At 69.9% G+C, this 17,069-nt stretch carries 13 protein-coding genes; 1 reads left to right on the top strand and 12 read right to left on the bottom strand.

Going from position 1 to position 17,069, the window contains the following annotated elements:
• Positions 1-5 precede the first annotated feature (5 nt).
• Positions 6-2,342 carry a DUF1565 domain-containing protein gene (locus MRBLMU1_RS22955; RefSeq protein ID WP_363506271.1) on the top strand — a complete coding sequence of 779 codons (2,337 nt, stop codon included), beginning with the start codon at positions 6-8 and terminating at the stop codon, positions 2,340-2,342.
• Positions 2,343-2,365: 23 nt separating this feature from the next.
• Here the strand turns inward: MRBLMU1_RS22955 and MRBLMU1_RS22950 are convergent, their stop codons facing one another.
• The 12 genes from MRBLMU1_RS22950 to MRBLMU1_RS22895 form a co-directional block, all read right to left on the bottom strand.
• Positions 2,366-4,261, bottom strand: a complete 1,896-nt coding sequence (locus tag MRBLMU1_RS22950; RefSeq protein ID WP_363506268.1) for a sugar transferase — start codon at positions 4,259-4,261, stop codon at positions 2,366-2,368.
• Positions 4,255-5,466, bottom strand: a complete 1,212-nt coding sequence (locus MRBLMU1_RS22945) for a DegT/DnrJ/EryC1/StrS family aminotransferase (protein WP_363506265.1) — start codon at positions 5,464-5,466, stop codon at positions 4,255-4,257. Before MRBLMU1_RS22945 ends, MRBLMU1_RS22950 begins: the two co-directional genes overlap by 7 nt.
• A 20-nt stretch (positions 5,467-5,486) precedes the next feature.
• Entirely contained in the window at positions 5,487-6,728 is a 1,242-nt protein-coding gene (locus MRBLMU1_RS22940) for a glycosyltransferase family 4 protein (protein ID WP_363506262.1), read from the bottom strand.
• Positions 6,729-6,795: 67 nt separating this feature from the next.
• Entirely contained in the window at positions 6,796-7,575 is a 780-nt protein-coding gene (locus tag MRBLMU1_RS22935) for a hypothetical protein (protein ID WP_363506259.1), read from the bottom strand.
• Between the two features lie 5 nt (positions 7,576-7,580).
• Complete coding sequence (locus MRBLMU1_RS22930; protein ID WP_363506256.1) at positions 7,581-8,288, bottom strand: hypothetical protein; 708 nt, start codon at positions 8,286-8,288, stop codon at positions 7,581-7,583.
• Positions 8,289-8,312: 24 nt separating this feature from the next.
• Positions 8,313-9,416 (bottom strand): glycosyltransferase, encoded by a 1,104-nt coding sequence (locus MRBLMU1_RS22925; RefSeq protein WP_363506254.1) that lies wholly within the window; start codon positions 9,414-9,416, stop codon positions 8,313-8,315.
• On the bottom strand, positions 9,406-10,605 hold the full coding sequence (locus MRBLMU1_RS22920; protein ID WP_363506251.1) for a hypothetical protein: 1,200 nt from the start codon (positions 10,603-10,605) through the stop codon (positions 9,406-9,408). The genes MRBLMU1_RS22925 and MRBLMU1_RS22920 overlap by 11 nt, the downstream gene beginning before the upstream one ends.
• Positions 10,592-11,977, bottom strand: coding sequence for a lipopolysaccharide biosynthesis protein (locus tag MRBLMU1_RS22915; RefSeq protein ID WP_363506248.1), 1,386 nt, complete (start codon positions 11,975-11,977; stop codon positions 10,592-10,594). The genes MRBLMU1_RS22920 and MRBLMU1_RS22915 overlap by 14 nt, the downstream gene beginning before the upstream one ends.
• A gap of 9 nt (positions 11,978-11,986) precedes the next feature.
• The gene (locus MRBLMU1_RS22910; RefSeq protein ID WP_363506245.1) at positions 11,987-13,075 is read right to left on the bottom strand and encodes a DegT/DnrJ/EryC1/StrS family aminotransferase; all 1,089 of its coding nucleotides are present in this window, start codon (positions 13,073-13,075) and stop codon (positions 11,987-11,989) included.
• Between the two features lie 53 nt (positions 13,076-13,128).
• On the bottom strand, positions 13,129-13,713 hold the full coding sequence (locus MRBLMU1_RS22905; RefSeq protein WP_363506242.1) for an acyltransferase: 585 nt from the start codon (positions 13,711-13,713) through the stop codon (positions 13,129-13,131).
• A gap of 25 nt (positions 13,714-13,738) precedes the next feature.
• Positions 13,739-14,800, bottom strand: coding sequence for a Gfo/Idh/MocA family protein (locus tag MRBLMU1_RS22900; protein ID WP_363506239.1), 1,062 nt, complete (start codon positions 14,798-14,800; stop codon positions 13,739-13,741).
• Between the two features lie 61 nt (positions 14,801-14,861).
• Positions 14,862-16,868: a polysaccharide biosynthesis protein gene (locus tag MRBLMU1_RS22895; protein ID WP_363506236.1), complete on the bottom strand. Its 2,007-nt coding sequence runs from the start codon at positions 16,866-16,868 to the stop codon at positions 14,862-14,864.
• Positions 16,869-17,069 lie beyond the last annotated feature (201 nt).

Below are 17,069 nucleotides of genomic sequence, written 5' to 3'. Positions count from 1 at the left end.
GTCTGATGAACAATTCTGTCCACTACCTGTCCCAAGGGAGCGCCACGACCATCGGTCTGGGCGCCTGCGCGATGCTGCTGGCCGCTTGTGGCGGCGGCAGCGGCGGCGATGAAGGAAAGCAAGCCGTCACGGCGGCGCAAGCGCCCGTGCTGGCCGCCAGCGTCACCTACAACGGCGCGGCCGCCGCCAGCGAGCTCTATGTTTCAACCGCAGGTTCAGACAGTAACGCCGGCACCCAGGCGGCGCCGTTCCTGACGATACGCCGGGCATCGCAGGCGGCGACGCCCGGCACCATCGTGCACGTGGCGCCCGGCGCCTACGCCGGCGGTTTCGTCACCAGCGCCAGCGGCACGGCCACCGCGCGCATCAAGTATGTGTCGGACACCAAGTGGGGAGCGAAGATCGTGCCGCCGGCCACCTCCACCACGTCGGCGGCGTGGGACAACCGTGGCGATTACGTCGACATCGTCGGCTTCGAGGTCGACGGCAGCACGGCGCGCGCCGGCACGTTGTGGACCACCGGCATCTACACCGGCGGCTCGTTCGGCGGCGTGTACGGCACCCGCGTGCACCACATCGGACGCAGCGCCTGCGCGTCGGGCGGCGGCATCGGCGCCGACAGTTATTTCAAGGGCAGCGCGCATGACGTCAGCGGCAATCTGGTGCACGACATCGGCGCCAACGGCTGCCGCACCATGTACGGTGTCTATGTCAATAGCGTGGGCACGGATGTCAAGAACAATATCATTTACGGCGTCTCGAACGCGGCGGTGCGCTTGTGGCACGACGCCTCCGGCGTCGACGTCGTCAACAACACCATCTTCGCCTCCAATACCGGCGTGGTGGTGGGCAGCGGCGATTATTATCACGCGACGGCGGCGGGCGACAATTCGCGCGTGACGAACAACATCGTGTACGACACCGTCTATGGCGTGGTTGAACAGGGCAACATCGGCTCACACAACACCTATGCGAACAACCTGATGTTCCAGCAGTCATCCCAAGGCTATCTGCTCCTGAAGGGCGTGGCGGTGGCCACCGTCGCCGCCGCGCCGCAGTTCGTCAACTACGTGCGCACCGGCGGCGGCGACTACCATTTGCGGTCGACGTCGCCGGCGATCGACAAGGGCCTGGCGGTCGACGCGCCGCCGCGCGACTTCGACGGCAGGGACCGCCCGGTCGGCGCCGCCGACGATCTGGGCGCCTACGAGTACGCCGGCACCACGCCGACGCCTACCCCCACACCAACCCCGACGCCGACGCCGACCCCGACACCAACCCCAACTCCCACGCCCACCCCGACGCCGACCACCGCCAACCACCTGTACGTGTCGACCGGCGGCTCGGACAGCAATTCCGGCGCGCAGGGCTCGCCGTTGAAGACGATCGCGCGCGCCGCCGCGCTGGCCGCGCCGAACACCACCGTGCATGTGGCCCCGGGCAACTACGCGGGCGGCTTCAGGACCAACGCCAACGGCACCGCGAACGGGCGCATCTACTATGTCTCGACCACCAAGTGGGGCGCGAAGATCATTCCGCCGGCAAACTCCAGCAGCAACGTGGCCTGGGACAACCGCGGCAACTATGTCGAGATCAACGGCTTCGAGGTCGACGGCAGCGCTTACCAGAGCGGCACCAAGTGGCGCAGCGGCATTTACAACGGCGGCTCCTACGATGTCATCCGCAACAACCGCGTGCACCACATCGCCCAGACCATCCCGTGCGACGGCACCGGCGGCTCGGCCATCGGCGTCGACTCCTACTACAACGGCGTGCAGGGCGATGTCATCAACAACTTCGTCTACGATATCGGTCCGGCCGGGTGCAGCCATGTGCACGGCATCTACGTGAGCACGACGGGCAGCGTGGTCGGCAACGTCGTCCACCGCGTCGCGCAGGGGGCGATCCACTTGTGGCACGACGCCACCAACGTCATCATCGCCAACAACACGGTGGCCAACTCGGGTATCGGCATCATCGTCGGCGGCGGCGACTTCTACCACAGCAGCGCCGGGGCCGACTACACGCACGTGGTCAACAACATCGTCTACGACAACCGCTACGGCATCTCCGAACAGGGCAAGACCGGGACGCACAACACCTACCGCAACAACCTGGTGTACCAGAACGTCAACTACAACTTCAGTTTGCGTAACGGCCTGGTGGCCAGCGGCACGGTCAGCGCCGATCCGCAGTTCGTCTCGTACACCCGCACGGGCACGCCCGACCTGCACCTGCGCAGCACCTCGCCCGCCAAGGGCGCCGGCACCACCACCTACGCGCCGGCGTACGACATCGAGGGCACGCCGATGCAGCCGGTCAGCATCGGCGCGTACAAGTAAGTCGCGATAGGCGCGGCCGGCCGCTAGCCGGCTTCGCCCGCCGTCGGCGCCCCCAGTTTCCTGCCGGCCCGGCCCGGCAGGAAACGCTTGATGAACCGGCGCAGCCTGGCCGTCTGCGCCTCGAACGGCAGATGGATCAGGTAGGAGAGCGAGACGACGATGGCCAGCATGGCGGCATACACCGCCAGGCTGGCCGGATCGTCGGTCGACAGCAAGCGGCCGCCGCGGTAGGCCCACAGCGCCCGTAGCAGCGGCACGTGCAGCACATACAAGGTGAACGAGAAACCGGCCAGGAAGGTGCCGGCCGCCACCAGCGGCCGCATCGCCGCCGGATCGCGGCGTCCCGCGCCGCACAGGCACAGCAGGAATACCGCGCTGTACAGCAGGTCCGGCGCCAGCGACCGGCCGTCGACGTCGCCGTCCTGTCCCTGCAGGCGCAGGACCATGGCCAGCGCACCGAACAGCAGCCAGCCCGCGTAGCGCTGAACCCGGCCCGCGTCGAGCCGCACGCGCGAGGCCGCCGCCCCCATCAGCCACACCAGGAGGTACAGCACGATGCCGGAGGCGAGGCAGGACGCCAGCGCGATCGCCGCGACGGCGGCCGCCAGCCGCCCCTGCGCGCCGCCGGGCCGCAGCGCGAGCACCAGCAGCGGAAACAGCGCGTAGTACCACGTCTCGTAAGCCAGGCTCCACAAGGGGAAGTTGCCGCCGAATGCGGGCACCGCCATCGTTTGCACGCCGACCAGATTGCCCAGCAAGGTCGCCAGCGACCACGGGCTGGTGTCGGCCAGCCTGGGTTGGCCGGCGTCCAGTTCGCCGCCGGCCAGGCCGAGCAGCAACATCAGCACGAACGCCGGCAGCAACACGATCCACAGGCGCGTGACGCGGTCGATCGCGTAGTCGCGGATCGCGTGGGGCTTGCCGACGCGGTCGAGCAGGCTGCCGCCGACCAGCCAGCCGCTCAGCACGAAGAACACCACCACCGCCTGGTGGGCGAAGCCGGAGAAGAACGATAGTCCCACATACCACAGCGGCGGCTCCTGCAGGGTGCTCAGGCCGGGGAAGACCTGCGCCCGCAGATGCGCGGCCGCCACCTGCAGCGCCGCCAAGCCGCGCAGCAGCGAGATCAGCGGCGACTGCCAGTCGTGCGGCCCCATCCGGCTTTCCTTGAGTAGCCGCAGCCGCGGCCAGCCTCGAATGCGCGCACTGGTCTGCGCGCCTTCTGGCGCCTGCGTGTGCGCATCTGCCCGTATACCGGCGGCCATCCCGGCGTGAGCGCCGCCCGGGATCGTCACGTCGCCGTGCGGCGTCGTTAAAGCGGGCCGTCCCAACAGCAGAACACCAACCGTGTGGAACAGGATGCGCAGGTCGGTGAGCAGGCCGCGCTGGCGCACGTAGCGCACGTAGTACTCCAGTTTGACCGGCAACACCTGCTGCAGGTAGGTCCGTTCCGGGTCCGCCGCCCGGCGCAGGATCTCGCCCTCGTCGCGAAAATGGATGGCGGCCCAGTCGGTGATGCCGGGCGGCACCGACAGCACGATGTCGCGCACCGTTGGCGGGTAGTGCTCGACATAGCGCGGCACCTCGGGACGCGGCCCGACCAGGCTCATCTCGCCACGCAGCACGTTGAAGAGTTGCGGCAGCTCGTCGAGCTTGTGCCGGCGCAGCAGCCGGCCGGCGCGGGTGGCGCGGGCGTCGTCGGCCAGCGACAGCAGGCCGGCGTCCTCGGCCGAGGTGTGCATCGTGCGGAATTTGACGATGCGGAACGGCACGCCGTTGCGCCCGACCCGGCGCTGGCGATACAACACCGGTCCGGCCGAGTCGAGCCTGATCCATGCCGCCAACGCCAGCATCACCGGCGCCAACAGCAGCAGGCCGGCCAGCGCGGCCACGATATCGAACACGCGTTTGGTTAACATAGCAGCTCCGTCAAGGTGGCGATGACGCGCGACTGGTCGGCGTCGCTCATGCGGGTGTACAGGGGCAGGGTCAGCAGGGACTGATAGCCGGCCTCGGCGCGCGGGAAGCGCTCGGGCGCCAACGCGTAGCGCTCGCGCCAGTAGGGCTGGCGGTGCAGCGGGATGTAATGCACGCTGGTGCCGATGCCGCGCTCGGCGAGCAGTTCGATCAGCCGGTCGCGCGCCAGCGGCGCGGCCGCCGTCAGCCGCACCGGATACAGGTGCCAGGCGTGCTGGCCGCCGGCGTCGGCGTCCGGCGGCAGGCGCAGCGGCAAGCCGCGCAGCTGTTCGGCGTAGCGCGCCGCCAGCGCCTGGCGGCGCGCCAGGAAGCGCCCGATCTTGCGCAGCTGCTGGCAGCCGATGGCCGCCGCGATGTCGGTCATATTGTATTTGTAGCCGGGCGCGACGACCTGGTAGAACCAGGCCGGGCGACGCGAGGTGTAGCGGTCGAAGGCGTCCTCGCTGATGCCGTGCAGGCGCATGACGCGCACGCGCCGCAGCAGCGCCGGGTCGCGGCACACCACCATGCCGCCCTCGCCGGTGGTGATGGTCTTGTTGGCGTAGAAGCTGAACACGGTGGCGTCGCTGTCGAGGGTGCCGACGGCGCGCCCCCGGTACGACGTGGGGAAGGCGTGCGCGGCGTCCTCGACCACGCGCAGGCCGTGGCGCCGGGCCAGCGCCAGGATAGCGTCCATGTCGCAGGCCAGGCCGGCGTAGTGGACCGGCACGATGGCGCGCGTGCGCGGCGTGATGGCGGCGGCGATCGCGTCCGGGCAGATGCACAAGGTGCGGTCGTCGACGTCGACCAGCACCGGCTCGGCGCCGAGGTAGCGCACCACCTCGGCGGTGGCGGTGAAGGTCATGGTCGGCACGATCACCTCGTTGCCGGGACCGATGCCCAGCGCCTCGAGCGCCAGGTGCAGGCCGGCGGTGGCCGAGTTGACGGCGACGGCGGTGACGCCGCCGCCGAGGAAGTCGGCGAACTCCTGTTCGAAGCGCCGGCTGACGGCGCCGGTGGTGATCCAGCCCGAACGCAGGCACTCGAGCACGGCGGCGGCCTCCTCGCCGTCCAGGTCGGGCAGGGCGAAGGGCAGGAAGTCGCTGGTTGGCGCCGGCGCGGCCGCCGGGCGGGGCGCCGCTTCCAGCGGCGGGCGTGGTGAGGGCATGATGTCTCCTTGGTGGGGTGTCAGTGCGGCGGCGCGGCGCAGGCGGCCAGGAAGCGGTCGGCCAGCAGCGCGTAGTTGAGGTGGGCGCGGGCGTAGCCGGCGCCGCGCTGGCCCAGCGCGTGGCGGCGCGCCGCCGGCATGGCGGCTAGGCGCGCGATGGCGGCGGCCAGCGCCGCCGGGTCGTCCGGCGCCACGCTCAGGCCGCAACCGGCCTCGGCCACCGGATCGTTGGCCGCCTCGACCGCGTGGATGATGGGGCGGGCCGCCATCATGTAGTCGCCCAGCTTGTTGGGGGAGATGCCGTAGCGGTACAGCGGCTGGCGCCGCCAGCCGAGGTAGGCGATGTCGAAGCCGCGCAGCAGCGCCGGCATGTGGCGCTTGGCCAGCGGCTCGAGGAAGTGGACGTCGCGCAGGCCGGCGGCGGCGGCCTTGCGCTGCAGCGCCTGCTTGTCGGGCCCGGCGCCGGCCAGCACGAACGCCAGCGGCCGCCCCCGCAGCAGCGCGGCGGCGTCGATCAGGGTGTCGAGCGCGTTGGCCAGGCCGTGGCTGCCGGCGTAGCCGACCACCGTGCGGCCCTCCCGGCGCAGCCCGGCCAGCAGGGCCGCCGCCGCCCCCGGCAGCGCCAGCGGCGGCAGGTCCCACTCGTCGAGGTCGACGCCGTTGGGCACCACGTGCAGCTTGTGCGGCGCCATGCCGCGCGCGGCCATGTGGGCGCCGGCCTTGGGCAGGATGGAGATGACGGTGTCGGCGTGGCGGTAGGCGTAGTCCTCGGCCGCCTGCATCAGCACGATGAACGGGTGCCAGGCCGGCATGCCGCCCAGCTCCATCGGCGACAGCGGCCACAGGTCGTGCACCTCGAACGCCAGGCGCGCGCCGGCCAGCGTGGCGATGCGGCGCGCCGGCCAGATGTCGGCCGGGTAGGTGCTCGAGGCGATCACCAGGTCGGGCTGGAAGTTGCGCGCCAGGCGCGGCGCGCCCCGGTACAGCGCGGCGACGAAGGCGGCCATGTTGGCGGCGCGGCCCAGGCCGTTGCCGCAGTAGGCCGGCGTCGCGTGCCAGCGGTAGTCGATGCCGTCGATGGTCTCGTCGACCACCCGCCGGCCGTTCAATTCGGGCGCCTGCGCGCGCAGGTGCGAGTGGGACGAGGCCACGATGCGCACCCGGTGGCCGGCGCGCACCCACTCGCGCGCCAGGTAGTACGGCCGGTACTCCATGCCGTGCCGCACCGAGCCGGCGTAATGGTTGATCAGCAGTATGTTCATCGGTGTTGCCCTCGTTGTTGCCTGGTTGCGTCATCCAGTGCTTTACCAAGCCGGCGTGTGGCCGGCCTCACCAGCGCCAGGCTTCGACCAGGCGCCGCAGGTTGTGGCCGCTGCTGGCGGCCCAGTTGGTGCGCCATTGGGCCGGATGCGTCAGCAGGCAGATGCGGCGGTAGGCGCCGAGCGCCTTTTGCGGCGGCATCGGATGGAAATACTGCGGGTGCGGGCGATCGCTGATGTACAGGTCAAAACTCGACAGCAGTTCCTGGTCGTAGCTTTCGCAGGCGATGCCGCAACGCGCGCGCAGCGCGGCGTCGTCCAGCAGTTCGTGGTTGATCATGCCCAGGCGCCGGTTGGCGAAGTCGCCGTGGCTGGCGACCGTGTGCAGCTTGCTGCCCAGCTGTTCCTCGATGCGGCGGAAGTTGCGTTCGAACTGGGCGCGGATCTCGTCCATGCGGGCGCGCACCTGGGCCGGGTCCTTCAGGTGCGCGCGCTTGGCGTAGGTGGCGATCTCCTCGTAGTGATAGCTGGCCTCGCTGCCATAGCGTTCGATCTCGCGCATCAGGCCGAAGTCGAGCGTCGACAGGCGGAAATAATAGCTCGCGCGCACGCCGTGTTTCTGTTCCAGCGCGAACATGCGGCGCGCGGTCGGCAGGTCGGTGTCGATGTCGTGGCGGTGCACCAGCACCCGGCCGGCGCCGGCGCGCCCGCCGCGCAGCGACGCCAGCCAGGCGCGCACCGACGTTTGCCGGTAGCCCTCGTGGCGCGCGTGTTGCAGCAGCGCCTCGTAGTGGCGCAGGCGCGACGGCATCAGATAGTCGCTGTAGAGGCGGTTGAGGACGGTACGCATGAGGTTCACCGCAGGCTGTAACGGACGCGGTAGGGCGCGAAGCCGAGCATGGTCTTGAACTGCCGCAGGCCGGGCTGGGCGCCGAAGAAGGTGTCGTACATCAAGAACTCCGGGCCGTCGCCGGCCTGCAACTCCATCAGCAGCAGGCTGACGATGTCGGTCACCAGCAGATGCATGACGCCGTCGTTGTTGCGGTAGCCCATCAGTTGCGAGAACGCGGTGAAGTTGCCGTAGCGTCCGATGTTGCAGTAGGCCATCAACTTGCCCTGCTTGCTGAACACGCCGAAATAGCGGTAGTGGCTCTGCGCCTCGTAATGAAACTTCTTTTCCCGGTAGCTGGCGTCCATCGGCCGGCCTTGCCGGCTGGGCAGGCTGGTGTTGATGTCGTGGATGGCGTCGATGTGGTCGTTGCGGTCGATCTGCGCCAGCGCGTAGCCGCGCCGGCGCGCCTTGCTGACATAGGTGGCGGCGCCGCTCCGCCCGGTAAGGCCGTCGAGGTAGGCGACCGGCCCGGCCAGGCGGCGCAGGTCGATCAGGGCCACGCCCAGCTGTTTGTAGCCGAACACCTTGTATTTCGGATGGGGACTGGTGAAGCGGCGGTGCGTCTCCCGCACATCCTCCGGATTGAAACTGGTGTCGAAGCACAGCCTGGCGACCGGCAGCCTGACCACATCCAGCACCAGTTTGCATTGATTGGCGAGCTTGGCGATCATGATGTCCTCAGCAAATGGAGTGGTTCAAAGATGTTCATAGAATTGAATCAGCTTGCTTGCCTCGCGCGGCCAGTTGTAGCGCGCGCACACCGCCTTGCGGCCGTTCTCGCCCATGCGGCGGGCGATGTCGGGGTGGCTGGCGAGGTAGTCGATGGCGGCGGCGATAGCCGGCGGGTCGCGCGGGTCGACGCACAGGCCGCAGGCGTGCGCCTCGACGACGGCGCGCCACAGCGGAAAGTCGGAGGCGATCACCGGGATGCCGGCCGCCATGTACTCGAACATCGCGGCCGGCGGCGCGCCCAGGTGGGTCGGCGTGGCGTGCGGCGTGATCAGACCGGCGCGCGAGGAGGCCCGCAGGTCGCCGATGCCGGACCGGCCCAGCTGGCCGAGCGCGTCGATGCGGCGCCAGCCCGGCCGCGCCAGCATGCGGGTGGCCAGCGCGGCCTCGGAAAAATCGCCGGCCAGGCTCAGGCGCACCGGCGATTGCAGCAGTTCGCAGGCGCGCACCAGCTCGACGATGCCGCGGATCGCGCTCAGCGCGCCCTCGTGGCAGACCCGCACCGGCTTGTCGGCCCAGGCCGGCCCGGCGCCGAGCTCGTCGGGAACCGGAAAGTCGCTGACGCTGATCGTCGCGCTGTTGACGGCCAGGAATTTGTCGCGGACCAGGGGCGTGGCGGCGATGACGCCGTCGAGCCGGCGGCAGGCCTGCCGCTCGAGACGGCTCCGCAACGCCGCCAGCGCGCGGCGCGGCCAGGCGTCGCCGGCCTGCGCCCGTCCGGGCGGCGCGGGCAGGTCGTGGCCGGCGTCGAACACCACCTTGCAGCCGTGCCGGCGCAGCCCGGGCCCGAGCGGCAGCAGCGCGGCATGGTGCAGCTGGACGATGTCCGGCCGCAAGGCCAGCGCGTGGCGGTACAGCCGGTGGGCGGCCGCCGCCAGGCCGGCCGGGCCGCCGCCGCGCGCGCCGGCGTCGACGATGCGCACGCCGTCGCGGCTGGCCTCGCCCAGGCCGTCGGCGACGACCAGGGTCACGCGGTGGCCGCGCGCGGCCAGGGCGCGGCACTGCTTGGCGAAAACGCGGGCATCGTCGCGCGCGTGGACCGCGCTCAGGTGGACGATCTCAAGCATCATGGCCTCCGGAGCGGTAGCGGGCGTAGGCGCCGAGCGCGGCGCCGATCATCATGTCGACGAAATAGTGCGACATGCACAGCAATAGCAGGGTGACCCCGAGCAGGCACCACGCCAGCACGAAGCGCTGGTCGCGGCTGGCGCGTCCGCCCACCAGGTAGCCGTGCACGGCCATTTGGCCCAGCGGATACACCAGCAACGCCAGCAGTCCGAGAAAACCGAACAGGCCCAGGTCGACCCAGGTCGACAGGATGTTGTGCGCGTAGTTGCCCGGCGCGTAGCTGGCGTAGTCGCCCAGGATCGGATGCAGGTCGATGGTGCGCAGCGCCTGCGCGGTCAGATGGTGGCGCGCGCTGACCGACGACGAATGCGACAGGTCGAGCAGCTCCAGCGTGCGGTTGTCGGGCACGCCGGCCAGGATGGCGTCCAGATTGACCTTGAGCAGCAGGAACAGCAGCACGAACACCGCGACCACGGCCATGCGGTGGCGCGCGGCGTGGAATTCGATCAGCGGAATCAGGAACAGCAGCGCGCCGAACTCGCTGCGGGCGGTGTTGATGTACAAGGTCGGCAGCCCGAGCGCGTAAAGCGACCAGCGCAGACTCCGGTGGCGGGCGCAGGCCAGCGCGACGGCCAGCGGCATCAGGTAGGAGCGCGAGAAACCCTGGTAGGTGGCGACGCTGTCGGGGTCGCGAGCCGCGCCAAGCACGGCCAGGTAGAACGCGCCGTCGACGGAGAAGGCGAACACCACGGCCGACATCGCGACCAAGCTGATCAATTGCGTCAGCCGGAAGCGCCGGCTCTGGAAGTCCAGCGTCTTGAAGATGATGAACAGGCTGAGCATGTACACCAGGCCCAGCAGGTGGGAGGCGATGATGGCGAGGTTGGCGTTGGCCGCGTTGCAGGCGATCGCCGCCGCGAAATAGGCGAGGAAGCCCCAAAAGGCGGCGTCGACGCGGTGCAGGTGGAACGACCGCGCGCGCAGGCGGCCCAGGTAGGACAGCAGCAGCATGGGAAACATCAACAGCGCGACGGCGGCGAAGTAGCCGCCCAGGAAGGCGCGGATCACGCCCAGTCCCAGCAAGGTCTGATAGGCGAAAAAGCCGGGGAACAGCAGGAAGAAGGCCAGCTCGGCGTAGGCGGGGCCGAGCAGGCCGGCGGGCGCCGCGCCCTGGTGGTCAGCGGGCAGCATGCAGGCCCCCGGTCGGGTTGCGGTTGACGCTGTAGCGGTAGGACATGCGCAGATACAGCAGGTACAGCAGCGAATAGCCGATGGTGTAGGCCAGCACGTTTTGCTTGAGCGTGAGCGGGGCGGCGAACACGCCGACGGTCATGATGAACAGGGCGATTTGCCAGACCAGCTCGATTTTCTGCCGCCCGGCGACGAAGAATACATAGCTCAGCGGACTGGCCAGGAAGTTGAGGAAGTACAGCGGCGCCAGGATCTGGGCCAGCTCGCCGGCGCCGCGCCAGGCCTCGCCGAAGGCGAAGACGAACAGCGCCGGCGAGGCCAGCAGCAGGATCAGCGACGGCACGCAGCCCAGCAGCAGCAGCACGCGCAGCGCGTGCAGATAGGCGGGACGGCAATTGCCGGTGTCCTGGAACTGGCGAACCGATTCGCGCTTGAACACTTCGTGCACCGACGCGGCCAGCAGGGAGATCGGCGCGGCCAGCACGCGCTGGGTCAGCGCGAACAGCCCGGCGGCCATCGCGCCGTGGCGCACGCCGATGATCAGCAGCGGCAGCTGGCCGACGCCGGTGTTGAGCAGGTTGGCCGGCAGCGTGAAGTTCCACAGCGCGCGGTGGGTGCGCAGGAAGGCGCGCTGCGTTTTGGACGGGAACAGCGCCGACAGGCCGTGCCGCGACAGCCGGCGCAGCCACGCCAGCGCCTTGCCGCGCAGGCCGTCGCGCCAGGTCTGCCAGCCCGGGCCATGCCGCCACGCGCGCCACGATGGCGTGCCGCCTCGCCGCCGCCCCAGCGGCGGCTTGAGCAGCATGCGCGCGGCCACCAGGCCCATCGCCAGGCCGATCAGATGGCCGGCCATCAGCGCGCCGGCGCCGACGCCCAGGCCCAGGATGCCCAATTGCGCCAGCGCGATGCCGCCCGCCGCGACGATCCTGGCCTTGGCGGCCGGCGCGAAGGCGTTGTGCGAGGCGGCGTAGGCGAGCGTGGTTTGCATCGTCGCCGTCAGCCAGGCCGCCGTGCCCAGGGTCAACGCGCCCAGCCACGACATGCCGGTTAGGCAGCACATCTTGATCAGGGTGGCGGCCACTGTCAGCAGCAGCGCCAGCCAGGTCGCCGACCAGGCCACGACGCCGAAGCACAGGTGCTGGCGCTGGCGGCGCTGGTCGAAGATCATCGCGTTTTCCATGCGCAGTGTGGCGATCACCGCCGCGATGGCGACCACGCCGAACCAGACGCTGAACGCCCCCATCTCCGCCGGCGTGCACAGGCGCGTGATCAGCGGCGCGGCCAGGATGGGCAGCGCCTGCGCCGCCACCGAGCCGCTCATCACGGTGAGCAGATGTTTCCAGAAGGTGGGCAGATTGGGTAGCGTAGGCATGGCGCGTTCCTAGTTGCCGGCGGCGGCCAGCACCACGTGCGCCACTTTCTCGGCGTCGGCGCTGGCCAGGTAGGGGCCCATCGGCAGGCTCAGCACATGCTGGGCCAGCAGTTCGGCCACCGGGCAGGCGGCGTCGTCGAAGCGCGCGTACGCCGGCTGCAGGTGGATCGGCAGCGGATAGTGGACGGCGCTGGGGATGCCGGCCAGTTCCAGCGCGCTTTGCACGGCGGCGCGCCGCTGCGGCACCACCGTGTACTGGGCGTAGGCGCTGTCGCGGTCCCGCGCCGGCGCGGCGGTCTCGATGCGTCCGGCGAACAGGCGGTCGTAGACGGAGGCCACCTGGCGGCGGCGTTCCAGCTCGTCTTCGAACGCGCCCAGCTTGGCCAGCACGATGGCGCACTGCAAGGTGTCCATGCGGCCGCCGACGCCGATGCGGGTGTGGCGGTAGCGCTGCGACTGGCCGTGGACGCGGATTTCGCGCATCGCCCGCGCCAGCTCGTCGTCGCTGGTGAAGATGGCGCCGCCGTCGCCGTAGCACCCCAGCGGCTTGCTGGGGAAGAAGCTGGTGCAGCCGATGGCCGACAGGTTGCAGCTGCGCAGGCCGCGATAGGTGGCGCCGAAGCTTTGCGCCGCGTCCTCGATGACGGCCAGGCCGTGCTCGCGCGCGATGTCGTTGATGGCGTCCATGTCGGCCGGTTGGCCGTAGAGCGACACCGGCAGGATGGCGCGCGTGCGCGGCCCGATGCGGGCGGCGATCAGCGCCGGATCGAGGTTGCCGCTGGCGCGCTCGACGTCGACGAACACGGGCCGCGCGCCCAGCAGCACGATGGCCTCGGCGGTGGCGATGAAGGAGAACGGCGTGGTGATGACCTCGTCGCCGGGCCGGATGCCCAGCGCCATGAGCGAGATCACCAGCGCCTCCGTGCCCGAGGCGACCGTGATGCAATGGCGCGCGCCGCTGAACGCGGCCAGTTTCTGCTCCAGCTGCGCCACCTCCGGCCCCATGATGTACTGGCCGTGGTCGAGCACGCGCTGGATGCCGTCGTTGATGTCTTCGCGCAGCAGTTGATACTGGGTTTTCAGATCGATGAATTCCATGGGGGGCTCCGTGGCCGGGCTGTGGGTGTCGGGTCGTGTGGGAGGACGTGCGTTCAGTCGGGCGGCATCAGCGCGCAGACGCTGTCACGGACCACATACAGGTCGCCGCTGTGCGGACAGAGGGCGCTGCCGTCGCCGCGCCGCGGCAGGTCGAGCCGCTCGCCGTGGCGGCTGATCCAGCCGATCTGGCGTGCCGGCACGCCCGCCATCAGCGCGAAGTCGGGCACGTCGCGGTTGGCGACGGCGCCGGCGGCGACGAAGGCGTGCGCGCCTATCGTCACGCCGCACACCACGGTGGCGTTGGCGCCGATGGTGGCGCCGCGGCGCACCAGGGTGGCGCGGTACTCGCTCTTGCGGGCGATCGCCGAGCGCGGGTTGTATACGTTGGTGAACACCATGCTGGGGCCGCAGAAGACGTCGTCCTCGATGGTGACGGCGTCGTACACGGAGACGTTGTTCTGGATCTTGACGTTGTCGCCGATGACCACGTCGTTGCCGATGTAGACGTTCTGGCCCAGCGAGCAGCCGGCGCCGATGCGGGCGCCGCCGCACACATGGCTGAAGTGCCAGACGCGCGTGCCGGCGCCGATGGCGGCGCCGTCGTCGACGATGGCGCTGGGGTGTACCGTCGTGTCCATGTGCTTCTCCGTGGGCGTGTCCATATCAATAGTCGAGCGGCAGCGCGACGCGGCGGCCGTCGCGCGCCGAGCGGTAGGCGGCGATCAGCACCTCGAGCGACTTCAGGCCCTCGCGGCCGTCGGTCTCCGGCTCGGCCTCGCCGCGCAGCACCTTGATCACGTTGTCGTAGTACAGCGGATGGCCGAAGCCGTACACCGACGTGGTGGCGTAGCTGGCCTCGCGCACGCGCGCGTCGTCCTCGTCCGGTTCGGCGAACTGCCACTGCTGCACCTCGTTGACGGCGACGCCGCCGATGCGCGCGGTGCCTTTCTCGCCGAGGATGGTGATGCTGCCCTCGAGGTTGTGCGGATAGGCCAGCATCGTCACGTTCATCGAGCCGAGCGCGCCGTTGCGCCAGCGCAAGCTGATGACGCCGGTGTCCTCGACCTCGATGTCGCGCGCCAGGGTGGCGGTGTAGGCCTGCAGGCTTTCGACCGGGCCGACGATCCAGTCGATCAGGTCGACGTAGTGGCTGGCCTGGTTCATGAACGCGCCGCCGTCGAATTCCCACGTGCCGCGCCAGCCGGCGCTGTTGTAGTAGCTTTGCGGCCGGGTCCAGAACACGTTCAGGTTGACCATGTAGATGCGGCCGAAGCGCTTCTTGTCGACCGCGCTTTTCAGCAACTGCAGGGTGGCGTTGCGGCGGTTCTGCTTGACGACGAACATGCGCACGCCGGCCGCGTCGCAGGCGCCCACCATGCGTTTGGCGTCCTCCCAGCGCGTGGCCATCGGTTTTTCGGTGATCACGTGGCGGCCGGCGGCGGCGACGCGTACCGCCTGTTCGGGATGCAGGCCGGACGGCGTGGTGATGACGACGGCGTCGACCTCGCTCTTGGCCAGCATCTGGTCCAGGCGCGCGAACGGCGTGGCGCCGGTCTGGGCGGCGGCGCGCGCCAGCGCCGCCGGATCGACGTCGCAGACCGCCACCAGCTGGCAGCGCTCGGCGTGCTGGGCCAGCGCGGCGAAATGGTTTTGCGCGATGCGGCCGCAGCCGACCAGCGCGAAGCGCACTTTGCGGCCGACGACGGCGGGGGCGAACTGGCGCATGATGGGGACTCCTTGCAATGGATGGAGGGGACGGCCGGGGACGCGGAGGAGCGGCGTGCCGTCAGGACGCCTGGGCTTGCGCCGGCGCCGGCGGCGCCATGCTCAGCTGCGCGATAGCGCGCAGCGCCGCCTCGCCGTCGCCGGCCCGGGAGCCGCTCTGCGGCGTGAACTCGTTCATGATGGTCTTGAGCATGGCCTCGATCAGCCAGCGGTCGTTGGTGTCGCAGGTGATCAGCAGCAGCTCGATGTACTGGTCCAGCACCGCCGGCGGCAGCGCCTGCTCCTTCATGCGCAGGATGCGCGGGTGGCGGCTCGGCTCGGCGCCGTCGGCGGTCAGCAACTCCTCCTGCAGCTTTTCGCCGGGGAACAGGCCGACGTAGCTGATCTCGATGTCGCCCTGCGGATACTGGGCGGTCTTCTCGGTCAGCCCGGCCAGGGCGATCATGCTGCGCGCCAGGTCGACGATGCGGATCGGCCGGCCCATGTCGAGCACGAACACCTCGCCGCCCTCGGCCATCGCGCCGGCCTGGATCACCAGTTGCGCAGCCTCGGGGATCAGCATGAAGTAGCGTTCCATGGCGGCGTCGGTGATGGTCAGCGGCCCGCCCTGCTGCAACTGGCGGCGGAACAGCGGCACCACCGAACCGGACGAGCCGAGCACGTTGCCGAAGCGGACCATGCTGAACGTGGTGCGGCGGTCGGCGCCTGCGGTGGCCGCCTGCGCGGCGGCCTGGAACACCAGCTCGGACAGGCGCTTGCTGGCGCCCATGATGGTGCTGGGCCGCACCGCCTTGTCGCTCGACACCAGCACGCAGGTCTCGACCAGGTACTTGGCGGCGATGTTGGCGACGGCGCGCGCGCCGACGACGTTGTTGCGCAAGCCTTCGACCAGGTTGGTCTCGACCATCGTCACGTGCTTGTAGGCGGCGGCGTGGTAGATGGTGTCGATGCTGTCCTCCTGCATCACGCGTTCGAGCAACTGTTCGTTGCACACCGAGCCCAGATGGGCGCGCACCGACAGCTGCGGCCAGTTGGCCTGCAGCTCCTGGCGTATCGTATACAGCGCGTATTCGGAATGGTCGAGCAGATGCAGGCGGCGCGGCCCGAGGCCGGCGACCTGGCGGCACAACTCGCTGCCGATGGAGCCGCCGGCGCCGGTCACCAGCACGCTCTTGCCGCGCACGCAGCGGCTGAACAGCGCGCTGTCGGGCTGCACCGGCGCGCGGCCCAACAGCTGTTCGAGCGGAAAGTCCGGCACCGGGCCGCGCGGCGGCTGCCGGCGCAGCGAGTGGTCGGCCAGGTCGAGCAGGCCGTGCAGGAACTTGACGCTGACGCCGGAGGTGCGCAGCATGCGCAGCACCGCGCCGAGCCGCTCGCCGGAGGTGGCCGGCAGCGCGACAACGATCAGCCGGATCGACGAGGCGGCGACGATCTCGCCCAGCCGGTCGGGCGGGAACACGCGCAGGCCGCCGACGGTGCGCTGCTCGCCGCCGCACTTCTCGTCGATGAAACATACCGGGCAGTAGCGGCTGTCGCCGCGCATCGCCTGCGCCAGCCGGGCGCCGGTGTCGCCGGCGCCGTAGATGGCCACCGGTTCGCGCGCCTGCATCGGCGCGCGGGTGTGGCGCCGCAGGAAGGCGCGCACCGCCACGCGCGAGGCGACCAGATAGGACATCGCGATCAGCCAGTAGTTGACCAGCGCGCCGGCCGGCAGCGGCTGGTCGTCGCGGTCCATGGTCAGCACCGACACCGCCAGCACCGCGCCGCCGAGGCCGAGGCCGGCGATGGTCAGCATGCGCTGGTCCAGATAGCGCACCACCGCCGAGTACAGGTCGCTCATGGCCAGCGCGGCGATCGACATCGCCGTCAGCAACAGCGCGAGCGCCGGCGGCGCGCCGATATCGGCGCCGGCGCCGGCGCTGGCCAGCAGCGCCAGTTGCAGGCACAGCGGCAGCGCCAGGCAGTCGGCGCCGAACATCAACAGGCTCTTGCCGGCGCGGCTGATGGCGATCAATTTCTCGCTGAGGACGCGGGCGAGCGGGGCGGGGCTGTAGGTGAAATAGAGCATGGTGCGCCTTCAACGAAGCAATCATTGTGGTCGCCAACGCCATGGTGCGTGGCATGCACTGATTGTCTTCTGACCAGCGTATTGCGGCTTGACTGCGATCAAACGGCCGAGCGTACCCCGTCGCGCGTGCTTGACTTCTACATTTCCTATTCCACTTAATTTTCTTTGGAAATAATGTAAGCCTTATGCCATAAGGCTTCC

It is taken from the genome of Burkholderia sp. LMU1-1-1.1, assembly GCF_040675865.1.
GTDB lineage: Bacteria > Pseudomonadota > Gammaproteobacteria > Burkholderiales > Burkholderiaceae_D > Rugamonas.
The sequence above is the reverse complement of the archived record's forward strand: the minus strand, read 5'-3'. Positions and strand labels throughout refer to the sequence as shown.